Annotated in this window: 10 protein-coding genes; 5 read left to right on the top strand and 5 right to left on the bottom strand. The window is 69.7% G+C overall.

Translation table 11 applies throughout. From position 1 onward, the window contains the following. Positions 1–113: 113 nt before the first annotated feature. Together LDL21_RS27030 and LDL21_RS27025 are read right to left on the bottom strand one after the other, a co-directional pair. A complete protein-coding gene (locus LDL21_RS27030) occupies positions 114–824 on the bottom strand; it encodes a hypothetical protein (RefSeq protein WP_225282276.1) in 711 nt (236 codons plus the stop codon). Next, on the bottom strand, positions 821–1768 hold the full coding sequence (locus LDL21_RS27025; RefSeq protein ID WP_225282275.1) for a hypothetical protein: 948 nt from the start codon (positions 1766–1768) through the stop codon (positions 821–823). The genes LDL21_RS27030 and LDL21_RS27025 overlap by 4 nt, the downstream gene beginning before the upstream one ends. A 92-nt stretch (positions 1769–1860) precedes the next feature. Here LDL21_RS27025 and lspA point away from each other — a divergent pair, with 92 nt between their 5' ends. The 3 genes from lspA (at position 1861) to LDL21_RS27010 (ending at position 4232) form a co-directional block, all read left to right on the top strand. After that, positions 1861–2466 carry a signal peptidase II gene (gene lspA / locus LDL21_RS27020; protein ID WP_372462229.1) on the top strand — a complete coding sequence of 202 codons (606 nt, stop codon included), beginning with the start codon at positions 1861–1863 and terminating at the stop codon, positions 2464–2466. Positions 2467–2539: 73 nt separating this feature from the next. Continuing rightward, positions 2540–3466: an RluA family pseudouridine synthase gene (locus LDL21_RS27015; RefSeq protein ID WP_067497526.1), complete on the top strand. Its 927-nt coding sequence runs from the start codon at positions 2540–2542 to the stop codon at positions 3464–3466. A gap of 94 nt (positions 3467–3560) precedes the next feature. Beyond that, the gene (locus LDL21_RS27010) at positions 3561–4232 is read left to right on the top strand and encodes a hypothetical protein (protein ID WP_225282274.1); all 672 of its coding nucleotides are present in this window, start codon (positions 3561–3563) and stop codon (positions 4230–4232) included. 60 nt (positions 4233–4292) lie between these two features. Here LDL21_RS27010 and LDL21_RS27005 read toward each other — a convergent pair whose 3' ends face one another. Both LDL21_RS27005 and LDL21_RS27000 read right to left on the bottom strand, forming a co-directional pair. Next, positions 4293–5111, bottom strand: a complete 819-nt coding sequence (locus tag LDL21_RS27005; RefSeq protein WP_225282273.1) for a PhzF family phenazine biosynthesis protein — start codon at positions 5109–5111, stop codon at positions 4293–4295. Between the two features lie 70 nt (positions 5112–5181). Then, entirely contained in the window at positions 5182–7602 is a 2421-nt protein-coding gene (locus LDL21_RS27000; RefSeq protein ID WP_225282272.1) for a cation-translocating P-type ATPase, read from the bottom strand. Between the two features lie 35 nt (positions 7603–7637). Here LDL21_RS27000 and rarD point away from each other — a divergent pair, with 35 nt between their 5' ends. Both rarD and LDL21_RS26990 read left to right on the top strand, forming a co-directional pair. Then, positions 7638–8552: an EamA family transporter RarD gene (rarD, locus tag LDL21_RS26995; protein WP_225282271.1), complete on the top strand. Its 915-nt coding sequence runs from the start codon at positions 7638–7640 to the stop codon at positions 8550–8552. Positions 8553–8709: 157 nt separating this feature from the next. Next, a complete protein-coding gene (locus LDL21_RS26990; protein WP_225282270.1) occupies positions 8710–9642 on the top strand; it encodes an ADP-ribosylglycohydrolase family protein in 933 nt (310 codons plus the stop codon). Between the two features lie 467 nt (positions 9643–10109). On the opposite strand, the gene LDL21_RS26985 is transcribed toward LDL21_RS26990, so the two are convergent. Continuing rightward, positions 10110–13340 (bottom strand): arabinosyltransferase domain-containing protein, encoded by a 3231-nt coding sequence (locus LDL21_RS26985; protein WP_225282269.1) that lies wholly within the window; start codon positions 13338–13340, stop codon positions 10110–10112. Between the last annotated feature and the right edge of the window lie 17 nt (positions 13341–13357).

Here is a 13357-nt window from a genome sequence, read left to right as displayed (position 1 = left end):
CCCGCTCCGGCCGCGCCAGTAGCCCGTGCGGCCCCGCTCCGGCCGCCGGTTATACCTGTGCGGCCGAGCGGCCCTCGGACGCGCAGGGGTGGAGCCCGACCGGCAGTCGCCGCTCAGCCGCGCAGCTTGCGCACCTGAGCCGCCGTGAGGTCGGCCAGTACGCCGGGATCGACCTCTTCCGGAGCGGTCACGACCACCTGGACGAGAGTGTTGCCCACTTGAACGAGCGAGGTGGCCGAAGTCAGGGTCAGGCCCTCGCTCGTGGCGGTCAGGGTGAACGCCGAACCCGCGTCGCCGACCGGCGGCTGCTCCAGCGGAGCGGTCCGGTAGTCGATGCGCACGCCCGCGTCGTCACCGGTGTAGCTGGTGCAGCGGCGTGGTCTGGATTGCAACGAGTCGAACGCGGCGGCGAGGGCGGTATCGGGATAGCTCGCGGCGTCGATGTCGATGGTGGCGAAGCTCGGTCCGGCGAATTGGACCGAGGCGGCGGCGGCCGAACCGGGCCACTGCTGGGCGATCGGTGTGAGCAGCCTGCCGCAGTCGGCGGGATCGGTCGGCGCGTCGGCGGGCACCGCGGCGTCGTCGCCCGCGCTGCGCGGTGGGACCGCCGTGAAGTCGCCGGGCAGGTCGGTGGCCGCGAGCAGGCCGGCGGTCAGCTGCGCCTGATCACGTACGACGGGCCCGGATCCGGGAGCCGCCGCGGCGGGCGCGGGCCAGGTCGTCGCACAGGACGCACCGCAGTCGTCGGACGTCGACGAGCACGCTGCCAGCGCCGTGCAGGCCGCAGCGACCGCGACCGCGCGGGCCAGGGCCGAACGCATCATTCGGTCCAGGAAATGCGGGTCGACTGGGTCTGCACGAGCGTGCTCACGCTGCGCGGATCGTGATAGGTCTGCTGACCGCCCACCTCGATGGCACCCGAAACGGGCAGCGGCAGACCGAGATCGACGGTGATCGTGCCCGCGCCCTGCATCACGTAGTTCTGGATGTCAAGGGCGCCCGCATTGTTGGGCAGCGTCCACACGTTTCCGGTGGGGGTCTGGTTCACCTGCAGGTCGATGGTGAGCCGGTCGCCGTCGCGGCTCACCAGGGTCGCGGTGGTGACCTGATCGAGGGTGACGCCGCCGGTGATCTGCTGATGCACGGTCCACACCGCGCCCACCCCGACGGGCTCGTCGGGGAACGCCACGGACTGGTACACCGCCTGATAGAACGCTTGCTCGAGCGCGGCCCGCGCCGAGTTGGGCGTCTCGGGTGAGGGCGCCATCCGCAGTTCGGTGATGGCACCGAGATCGCTCATCGCGAGCCCGGCCTGGGAACCGTCGGCATTGGTGAACGCCTTGTTCAGCGCCGGGTCGGGGGTGGTGACGGTGCCGACCGTCAGATCCACACCGTCGACATCGGCGCGCGCGGTCATCGGAATGGTGAGCGCGGCGGGCGAGAAGTCGCGCACCGGTTGATCGTTGACCTGCTGCTGGATGCGGTAGTCGGTGCGCAACGTCACCTCCTGGGTGGCGCCCACGCTGTAGAGGGGGCGCAGCCGGCTGCGCGGCTCGTCGCCCGGGGAGACGACGGTGGCGACCGCGGCGGTGATCGGCACGGTGACTTCCTTGCCGATGCCGAGCGGCTCGAGGCCCTCGGAATCGGCGGTCGACGGCGACCGATCGGCGCACCCGGCACCGAAGGTCGCGAACCCGAGCACGAGCGCCACCAGAAACACCCCGGGGCGCGCGATGCGGGGTAAGCGAGAACTAGACAACACCGTCACAGCGATCAGGGTACGACCGCTTCCTGAGGAACTGCTGGGACTCCGGCCGGTCCGCGACGCGGCTCCGCGAACGACTAAGGAATGATGGACACGTGAGTGAAGACCGGTCAACCGACAACGCCGCAGTCCCCGCGACCGGCGACGCCGCCGACGCACCGGAAACCAGTGCGGTGACCGAGACCGAAACCCCAGGTCGCCGCCGGTTGACAACGCTGCTGATCATCGCCGCCGTGCTGTTCGGACTCGACCTGCTGACCAAGTGCCTCGCGGTGGCCTACATCGATCCCGACGACCCGGTGCCGATCATCGGCGACTTCGCGCGCCTGGACCTCGTGCGCAATCCGGGCGCGGCGTTCTCGATGGCGACCGGCATGACCTGGCTGCTCACCTTGATCGCGGCCGCCGTGGTGGTCGGCGTCATCCGCATCGGGCGCACCTTGCGTTCGCTGTGGTGGGCGATCGGGCTCGGCATGGTGCTCGGCGGGGCGATGGGCAACCTGGTGGACCGGATCTTCCGCTCCCCCGGCCCGCTGCAGGGCCATGTCGTCGACTTCGTCGCGATCGGCTGGTGGCCGGTGTTCAATGTGGCCGACTCGGCCATCGTGTGCGGGGCGATTCTGCTGGTCGCGCTGACGATCTTCGGCTTCGAACCCGATGGCACCCGCAGCGGTCGCAAACATACCGAGAAGACCGCATGACCGAGTCGAAGCCAGGAGGCGGCGACCTGCGTAAGAACGGAGCGCCCCTCCGGCAGGCGCAGGAGGACGCAGTATGAGAGAAACCAGGACTATGCCCGTGCCCGACGGGCTCGACGGGATGCGGGTGGACGCGGGGCTCTCGCGGCTGCTCGGTCTCTCGCGCACGGCGGTCGCCGCGCTCGCCGAGGAAGGGTCGGTGCAGCTCGACGGTGTCGCCGCGGGAAAGTCCGACCGGCTCACCGCGGGTGCCTGGCTGGAAGTGATCTTCCCCGAACCCAAACGTGAACTGACCGTGGAAGCGGCCCCGGTGGAGGGGATGAAGATCCTCTACGCCGACGACGACATCGTCGCGGTGGACAAGCCGATCGGCGTCGCCGCGCACTCCGGTGTCGGCTGGACGGGCCCGACCGTGGTCGGTGGGCTGGCCGCGATGGGTTACCGCATCTCGACCTCCGGCGCACACGAACGGCAGGGCATCGTGCACCGCCTCGATGTGGGCACCTCCGGCGTGATGGTCGTGGCTCAATCCGAACACGCCTACACGATGCTCAAGCGCGCCTTCAAGGAACGCACGGTCGACAAGCAATACCATGCTCTCGTGCAGGGACACCCCGATCCGAGCAGCGGCACCATCGACGCGCCGATCGGGCGTGCGCGTGGCAACGACTGGAAGTTCGCCGTCACCGGCGACGGCAGGCCGAGCATCACCCACTACGACACCATCGAGGCGTTCCAGGCGGCGAGCCTGCTCGACGTGCATCTCGAGACCGGGCGCACCCATCAGATCCGCGTGCATTTCTCCGCGATCCGTCACCCCTGCGCGGGTGATCTCACCTACGGCGCCGATCCGACGCTGGCCAAGCGCCTCGGGTTGGAACGGCAGTGGCTGCACGCGCGTCAGCTGGGTTTCCATCACCCGGCCGACGGGCGCTGGCTCGAGATCACCAGCGAGTATCCCGCCGACCTGGCGGGCGCCCTGGACGTATTACGCAATGCCTGACGACCCGCGGTCGTCCGAACCGGCGTCGACGACGGCGCCGGACGACCGCGGGGATCTCGTCGCGCCGACTGTCCCGCCCGAAGAAGTAGCGGGCGTGGACGATTCGGCCGGCCTGTCGGGACGGTCGAAGGTGGTGCTCGGCGCGGCGGCGGTGCTGGCCGTGGTGCTGCTGATCGTGGCGTTCACCCGTCCGCACGCGGCGGGTCATGTGGCGACCGATCGGCTCGGGCCCGCCCAGGGTGAGCAGGTCGACGACTACCTCGCCGACGCTCGGGCCTCACTCGAAGGCACTGATGCCGATCCGCACTGGGCGCTCGTGTCGTTCACCGAATACCAGACACCACAACAGCTTCCGGGCATCGCCGAGGGTTTGCGGATCTCCGGGGTGATCCAGCACGTGCCGATCGATCGGGTGCAGACGCCGGTCGTCACCGTCGCCACGCCCGCCGGTGACGAACCCGCCGTGCGCTCGGGCGAGGCGGCGGCGGGGCTGCTCGAATCGCAGCAGATCCGGGACGGGCGCGGCGCGGCAGTGGTGCGGGTCAGCGCCGCTCGGCTGCGGGCCGGATGCGCGTGCACGGCCGGGATCGTCGTGCGCGGCACCCTCCCCCAACTCCGCGATCTCGCCGACAGGCCGGGAGTACGTGCGGTGCAAGCACTTCCGGCCGACGCCGTCGCCGGGCGCTTCGCGGTGAGCCCGCTGCTGCCGGGGAACACCGGCACGATCACCCCTACCCCCGACGACGGTCCCGTTCCCGCCGAGTAGGGCGCGCACGTTGTGCCCGCTCAGCACCTGACTCGACCAGCGCCCAGCTCCATCACGGCCTCAGTCCGGCAGGGTGACGACTCCGTCGAGATACCGTCTGCATCGCCCCAGGAGCAGGACCCGGTTGTCGGCCAGTTCGCCACGCAAGGTCCCGCCGCGGCGGGACAGCTGGCGGGCGGTGAGGGTGGAGCGCCCGAGTTCGCGGGCCCACAGGGGAACCAGCTGTGCGTGGGCCGAGCCGGTGACCGGGTCTTCCGGAACGCCGACGCCGGGGCCGAAGAAGCGGGAGACGAAGTCGCTCGAGCGACCGGGAGCGGTGAGGACCGCGCCGCGGGGCAGCTGCGGGAAGGCAGCGAAATCGGGTGTGGCCGAACGTACTTCGTCTTCGTCGGCGACCACGATGATCTCGTCTTGACCGGTGTAGGCGCGCACGGCGGTGACGCCGAGCGCCGCGACCAGGACGGGATCGGGGTGGACCTGGACCGAGGCGAGGGCGGGCAGGTTCAGCACGTATTCGTCCTCGTCGGTGCGGTCGACGTGCAACCAACCGGAACGGGTGTAGAAGCTGACGCGGTCGTGTTCGGGGTGGATGTCGGAGATGATCTGAGCGGCCGAGGCGAGGGTGGCGTGCCCGCACATGTCCACCTCGACCGCCGGGGTGAACCAGCGCAGGTGGAACGCGGGCCACTCACCGGGCGGGCCGCCAGCCTCCGGGGGTAATTGGGAGGTATAGAACGCCGTCTCGGCGAGGTTGTTCTCCTCGGCGAGCTGTTGCAGCAATGTGTCCGGCAGCCAGGTGGGCAACGGCATGACCGCGGCCGGGTTGCCCGAGAACGGCGCGTCGGCGAAAGCGTCGATCTGGTGCAGCAATACCTCCATAACCGGCAAAGGTACTCCAACACCGAAACTTCGCCCGGCACAAGGGTTCTCGAGGCGTGCCCGGCCCCGGTCACGCCCCCTGCGCGCCGACCGGCGGGACGAGCTTGCCCGCGTTGCCGGCCAGTCGCGCCTGCACCCACCAGGCCAGTTCCACCAGCACGATGCCGATCACACCACACACCACCGCGGCCAGGGTGAGCCTCGGATTCGACGGGTCGAGCTTGAAGAACTCGCGCGTGAACGGAATCGTGAACAGCGCGACATAGGCCAGCACCGACACCGCGATCAGCACCACCTTCCACCACACGTACGGGCGCGCGACCAGCGCGAGCACCCACACCGCGATCATGATGAGCGTGATCAGCGCGGTGGTCCCGGCCTGCACCCGCTGCGTCTCCGAGGCCTCGGGGCCCGCGTACGCGATCAGGTAGGCCACGAACGTCGCGACACCGATCACCACACCCGAGGGCACCGCCAGCCGCATCACCCGGCCGACGAACCCGGTGCGGGCCCGCTCGTTGTTGGGCGCGAGCGACAGCACGAACGCCGGGATACCGATGGTGAACCAGGCCGCGATGGTCACGTGGCGCGGCAGGAACGGATAACCGATGGGGTCGTAGCCGAAGATCTGCGAACCCACACCCGCCAGGCCGACCAGGAACGCCAGCAGCACCGAATACACGGTCTTGGTGAGGAACAGATTCGACACCCGCTCGATATTGCCGATGACGCGTCGACCCTCCCCCACCACGTACGGCAGGGTCGCGAACTTGTTGTCCAGCAACACGATCTGGGCCACCGCGCGGGTGGCGGGGCTGCCCGCGCCCATGGCGACACCGATGTCGGCGTCCTTGAGGGCGAGCACGTCGTTGACGCCGTCACCGGTCATGGCGACGGTGTGGCCGCGCGACTGCAGGGCGCCGACCATGGCCCGTTTCTGGTCGGGGCGTACGCGGCCGAAGGTGGACTTCCCGTCGAGCACGTCGGCGAGTTCATCGCGATCCTCGGGCAGGGTGCGCGCGTCGACCGGATCGGATCCACCGGGCAGGTCGAGCGAGGCGGCGACCGCGCCGACCGAGACGGCGTTGTCGCCGGAGATCACCTTGATCGAGACGTGCTGGCTCGCGAAGTATTCGAGGGTGTCCTTGGCGTCGGGGCGCACCTTCTGTTCGAGCACGACGAGGGCGGCGGGCTCCACCCGGCCCGGCGCGTCGGGGGCGTCGACCGGGCGGTCACCGCGCGCGAGCAACAGCACCCGCAAGCCCTGCGAACCGACCTGCTCGGCGTGCGCGGCGGTCTCGGAGGTCGGGTCGAGCAGCACGTCGGGTGCGCCGAGGAGCCAATCACCGTGGGCGCCATAGGAAATGCCGCTCCACTTCTTGGCCGAGGAGAACGGGGCGACGGCCGTACCGGTCCAGTCCGGGCGGTCGGGCAGCGCCTCGCCGATGGCCTGCACACTGGCGTTCGGACGTGGATCGTCTGCCGCCAGCGCGGCGAGCACCTGACGCACGCTCGCCTCGTCGAAGGAACCGAGCGGTTCGACGCGGGCCAGGCGCATCCCGTTCTCGGTGAGGGTGCCGGTCTTGTCCGCGCACACCACGTCGACACGGGCCAGGCCCTCGATGGCGGGCAGTTCCTGCACCAGGCAGTTGCGTTTGCCGAGGCGGACCACACCGACCGCGAAGGCGATGGAGGTCATCAGCACCAGGCCCTCGGGGACCATCGGTACCAGGGCCGCGACCATGCCGGTGACCGCCGGGCGCCACGACTCGCCGCTGGAGACGAGCTGGTTGTAGATGCTGAGCAGGCCGGCCGGAATCAGCAGGTAGGTGATGAATTTCAGGATCTTGTCGATACCCGAGCGCAGTTCCGAGTGCACCAGGGTGAACTTGCTGGCTTCTTCGGCCAGCTTGGCGGCGTAGGCGTCCTTGCCGACCTTCGTCGCGCGGTAGGCGCCCGAACCCGACACCACGAAACTGCCCGACATCACCGGCGCGCCCACGCCCTTGTCGATGGGATCGGCCTCGCCGGTGAGCAGCGACTCGTCCACCTCGAGGGCGGCGGCCTCGGTCACCTCACCGTCGACCACGATCTGGTCGCCGGGGCCGAGCTCGATCAGGTCGTCGAGCACCACCTCACCCGGGGCGATCTCCTTCGCGACACCGTCGCGACGCACGGTCGGCATGGCCTGGCCGACGATGGCCAGCTGGTCGAGGGTGCGTTTGGCGCGCACCTCCTGGATGATGCCGATCGCGCTGTTGGCCACGATGAGCAGCCCGAACATGCCGTCGATGATCGAACCGGTCGACAGCACGAGCAGGAACAGCACACCGAGGATGGCATTGATGCGGGTGAACACGTTCGCGCGAACGATCTCGCCGACCGACCGGCTCGCCCGCGCGGGCACGTCGTTGGTCTGACCGTCACGGCGACGCTGTTCGACCTCTGTTGCGCTGAGCCCGGTGGCGGTCTCCCGCACGGATATGGACATGCTCGATAGGCTACGTCAGTCGTAACATGGGATGAATGCAGCCAAGAACGTCCCCGCCCGGTGTCGTCTTCGGGACGGGGGCTTATCTCATCTGGGGACTGTTTCCGGCATTCTTCGGGCTGCTGGCATTCGCGTCTGCCGTGGAGGTGGTGGCGCAGCGGATCATCTGGACCTTGGTCGTCGTGGTGCTGGTGTTGCTGCTCAGCGGGCGACTGCGGGAGATGCGGAAAATCGACGCGCGGACCTGGCGGCTGGCGGCGGTCGCGTCGGCGGCGATCTCGATCAACTGGGGCGTCTACGTGTTCGGGGTGATCTCCGGGAATGTGGTGGAGTGCGCGCTCGGGTACTTCATCAATCCGCTGGTGACGGTGGCGTTCGGGGTGGTGTTCTTCCGGGAACGGCTCTCCCGTGCGCAGTGGGCCGCGCTCTCGCTCGGTGCGCTGGCGGTGGTCGTGCTCACCGTCGACTACGGCAGGCCGCCCGTGATCGCCCTGGTGCTCGCGTGTTCGTTCGCCACCTATGGCCTGGTGAAGAAGGTGATCCGGCTCGACGCGCTGCGCGGAATCGCCGCCGAGGGGATGGTCGCCGCCCCGTTCGCGCTGGCATTCGTGATCGTGTTGCTGGCTACCGGGCGCAGTGAGTTCACTTCCAGCCCCGCCCATTTCGGTCTGATGATGGCCACCGGTCCGGTCACGCTGATCCCGCTGCTGCTGTTCGCCGTCGCCGCCCAGCGCGTCCCCTTGTCGACCATGGGCATCCTCCAGTACCTCACGCCCGCCCTCCAGATGGCCTGGGGCGTCGCGGTGATGCACGAACCGATGCCGCCCTCCCGCTGGATCGGTTTCGCCCTCATCTGGACCGCGCTGGCCGTCTTCACCACCGACGCCCTCCGCCGCGCCCACCGCAACCGTCACCCCACTCCCCAGCCCGCCGAAAGCCTGGATGCCTGACCACCACACTTTTGTGGCGCGATTTCACCCCGATGTCGGCTGCGGCGGCGGCAGCAGCAACGGCAGCAACGGCAGCGGTGGTGTTGGTGGTGGTGGTGTTGGACTATCAGACCCGACCGAGCGGAGTGTGGCGGTACGGTCGGGTCGACTTGTTGTGATGAAAGGGGTGGATGCTGTGCGGGATTCGGGCTTTGCGGATCGGGTGGCCGGAGTGCTGGTGGGGACGGCTGCCGGGGATGCGCTGGGGGCGGGGTACGAGTTCACCAAGCCCGGGGTCGATGTGGTGATCGACATGATCGGCGGTGGGCCGTTCAACTGGGCGCCGGGTGAGTGGACCGACGACACGTCGATGGCGCTGGTGGTCGCCCAGGCCGCGGCGCAGGGGCCGGGGATCGACCTGGACGCGGTGGCCGAGGGATTCGTTCGCTGGTACGACACCGATCCGCCGGATATCGGCAACCAGACCGCGGCGGTGCTGTCGATCAGGCCGAGCTCGGCGCTGGACATGCAGGCGGCGGCGATGTCGCTGACCGGGCGGACCGGCGGGAACGGGTCGCTGATGCGCACGGCGCCGGTGGCGCTCGCCTACCTCGACGACGCCGCCGAATGCGTGGCGGCGGCCGGGCGCGTCGGCATGCTCACCCACTACGACGAACAGGCGGTCGAAGCCTGCAAGATCTGGACGTACGCCATCCGGCACGCCGTACTGCACGCGAACTTCGACGGCGTGCGCGAATACGTCCGCGGCTCAGCGTATTCCGAATACTGGACCGCCCGCCTCGACGAGGCCGAACACGGCACCCCCGCCGACTTCCCCAACAACGGCTGGGTCGTCCACGCCCTGCAGACCGCCTGGTGGGCCATCACCACCACGGACAGCTCCGCACCCACCCACCTTCCCCTCGCCCTGGAAGCGTGCGTCCGCGCAGGCAACGACACCGACACCACCGCCGCCATCGCAGGCGGCCTCCTCGGCGCCCGCTGGGGCGCCTCCGCCGTCCCCACCCGCTGGCGCGACATCCTCCACGGCTACCCCGGCCTCACCGGCACCGACCTCCCCACCCTCGCCCACCGCATCGCCACCACCTGACACCCGCGCAGACACAACCCCGCCCAGCGACGACCACATTCGCGCAGTTGCCCTGGGCGCCGGCGGCAACCGCGCGCATCGAGGCCGCCGCTGCCACTGGACAACCGATCACCACGCCGTGATGGCGGGCTTCAGCCCCGAATCAATCCACCACAGCACGGCGAGCAACCCGTCTAGGCGGCACACCGGGCCTCAGCCACTGGGGACGAGCGGTCACCACGCCCCTAATGGCGGGCCTCGACCCGAATCAATCCACCACAACGTGGGGAGCAACCCTCCAGGCGGCACACGGAGCCTCAGCCGACAGGACCAGCGACACCACGCCGTAGTCGGGCGGGCTTCGCCCGAAATCCGCCACCAGCGTGGCCCTCTAGGGCATGGGCCGATTGGACGAGTGATCACCACGCCGTTGTGGCGGATTTCGGGGTGAATCCATCCACCTGAGCGTGGTGATCATGCGTCCTGGGTTACCAGGCGGTGATGACCGGGCCGGGAGTCCAAGTGCCCCACTCCGTTCGGGGGTTCACCGAGATCTCGGCGGGGGTGGCTGTGGTGTCTCGAGGGAGATATTGCTCGAGGGAGCCCCAGTCCTTGTCCCAGTCGTTGTTCAGGTAGGTGGGGAGGGTGCGGGCGGTGAAGAGGAGTTGGGTCCAGCCGAGTGGGCCGCCGCCGTCGTGGCCCTGCCAGAGGTTGGTGATGGTCGCGCCGTTGCGGTCGGGCAGGATGCGGTACTCGGGGATTTCGGACACGCCGTTGTAGGTGGGCATGTGGTTCTGGCATGGGAAGTGCAGGCCCACTGTCCAGTCCAGCAGCACGGGGGTGTCGCGGCCGACCAAGGCGCTCAGGGTGGTGGTCTGGGGCATGCGCGGCGGGGTCACCGCGAGCCACTGGTCGGGACCGAGGTCCTTGTCGGCGGCGACGAGGCGGACCGCCGTGGCGTCGGCGGGGAGCTGGTCGAGCGGGACGCGCAGGTTGCGCCAGATCGGCGCGGGGCCGATGTCGATCGGCATCACCTGACCGGTCACCTGTACCGTGCCGTCCGGCGCGGCGGTGCCGTATTCGACCGTCAGGTCCTGGCCGGGATGCACGATGCCGTCGGCGTCGACCGAACGGATCCGGCCGGCCACCGACACCGCGAGCAACGGGCCGCGCGGGCCCTCGGGCAGGCGGAACCAGCCGGTGGTCAGGGCGGCGGGTTCCTGCGTGCCTGCCCGGTAGCTGCCGAGTACCGGGGTGGTGGCCGGGTCGAGGCCGAACGGGAGCTGCAGCGAACCCTGGCGTGATTCCGAACCGGCCGATGTGGTCGCGTCGCGCAGTTCGTCGGGGTCATCGGAGACCGAATTCGCTTGGCCGGTGGTGGATTCCACCTCGTCGGAGGTGAGCACGGGAGCCACGCCGTCGGGGCGGAAACCGGTCGATTCGCCCGTCATGGTCGTGGTCATGTCACCGGCGAGCGGGGCGAGCATCGAGGCGTTGGCGTCGGTTTCGACGAGCACCTCGTCGGCCATCCCGCAGCCACCGCCGAAGGCCGCGTTCAGGTTCGAGCTCGCCACCGAGTACGCCGGGTACTGGGCGACGGCGGCCTTCGCGAAGGACGCCACCTCGAACAGCACCATCATCGCGGCGGCTACCGCGAGCACGGGCACACCGCTCAGCCGCGTCGGCTTGGCCGACGGACTCGGATGGATGTGGAACCAGGCGGCGATCAGCAGCGCGAGCCCGGTGAGTCCGGCGAACACCGTGGAGACACCGAACCCGGCGACCGACGGCGGCTTGTCCCACCACGGCACACCCCACGCCGACACGTACCAGTAGCCGTTGGCGCCGACGAAGGTCACCGCGAGCGCGAAGAACACCGCGGCGGCGAACAGTGCCCGGTTACGCAGGGGCCGCAGCACCTGCGGGCTCACGGCGACCGCGGTGACGGCGGCGACGCAGGTGGCGAGGCCGGCGAACACACCGAACTGGTGTGTCCACTTGGTCGGCGAGAACATCATCAGCACCATGGCGGCGAGGGTGATGCCGAGCAGACGCCGAGTGGGTCCGACGGCCGTGCCGGGGATGTGCCCGCCGCGCCGCAGCATGGTCGCCGCGCACACGACGAGGCCGAGCAGCATCACGAACACCCCGAAGCGGCGGGTGAGCCAGCCGTCGGCGTTGATCTGCAACAGGAACTGGTAGCGCAGGAACTCGAAGAACCAGGACTCCCCCGGCCCGATCTTCTCATGCACCGCGAACATCTCGCGCACACCGGCCAGGGTGCGGTCGGCGAAGACTACGGTGAGCACGACAACACCCGCCGCGAGGATCGGCAGCAGCTGCGACAGGTAGCCCACCGTCTTGGCCCGGCGCACGATCACCGCCGTCATGGTGCGCGCGCCGGCCACCAGCGCCCCGAGGCAGATCAGCCCCGACGGCGCACCGGTGAGGGTGAACGCGGCCACGATCACCGCCACCGCGTAGGGCAGCAACCGCCGCGTGGCGATGGCCCGCTCCACCGACACCCAGGTGACCAGAACACCGAGGGCGACAACGAATTCCGCGCGCAAGCCGTTGTTGTAGGGCAGCCAGAACGCGAGGAACACCAGCGCCGCGGTCCAGGTGACGAGCTTGCTGTGCCGCAACGCGATACCCAGGCGCGGCAGCACTTCACGGCTGATCAACCACCAGGTGAGCACACCGGCGAGCAGCGCGGGCAGGCGGACGAGCGGGCTGACGGTGGAGATGTGGGTGAGCCAGCCGATGATGTCGGTGTAGGGGGTGTAGAAGGGCCCCTCGTCGACGCTGAACCAGCGGTAGTAGTTCGACATGTTGCCCGAACTGCGTGCGCCCCTTGCCATCCCGAGGATGTAGCCGTCGTCGGAGGTGTTGGCGCCGATGAAATGCCAGACGCCGAGCACCGCGAACACCAGCCAGTCGACCGGGCGCAGCCGCCACCAGCGCTGCGGCAGGAACCGGCGCGCCGACCGGCCGTCGGCGGCGTCGAGCCGGTGCAGCGCGAACAGGGCGACGAGCGTCGCGAGCGCGCACAGTGCGATCACCGCGAGCTTGGGCCAGGTGGGCGAGGTGATGTAGCGCGAATCGACGTCCACACGCACCGCCAGGTCGGCGGGTGCGGCACCGGTGAGCTCGCTGAACACCCCGACCACCTGTGGGCGAAGATCACCGGCGAGGGTGGCGCCCTCCCCGAGTCCCGTTGTGGTGACCGTTGATCCGGTCGGCGACAGGGTGACGGTGAGCGCGCACGACCGGTCGAGCACGTCGGCCAGCGGCGCCGTCCACACCAGCATCGAACGCGACACCACGTCGACCCGACCGGGGCGCTCGGGAGTGTCGGCGACGACCTTGACGACGAAGCCGTACTTCTCCATGTCGGCCGATTGCCTCGGCACGGTGGACACGACCACCCCGCCGGTCGCCGCGACCGAACTCAATGCCGCACACGGCACCGTCGCCGTCAGGGCGGCCGGGGCGTAGGCCACGAGCGGCGCCTCGACCGACGCGGGCGAGCCCTGCTGCGGCCAGGACACGCTCGCGGCGTCGACGCGGACCGGAAGGAAGGGGATGGCCGCGGCGCTGAGCACCGCGATCAGCCCGGCGACGATCGCCACGACCCGCGCCCAGCCGGGCGAACCCGGTCGCACCGGCTCCGAAGCACCCTTGGGCGGATGCCCCTGCCGCACGATCGTCTCAACCACGGGGCCTGATCCTAACC

Origin of the sequence: Nocardia rosealba, from assembly GCF_020216065.1 — a bacterium.
Lineage (GTDB): Bacteria > Actinomycetota > Actinomycetes > Mycobacteriales > Mycobacteriaceae > Nocardia > Nocardia rosealba.
This window is presented reverse-complemented; position numbering and strand designations above follow the sequence as displayed.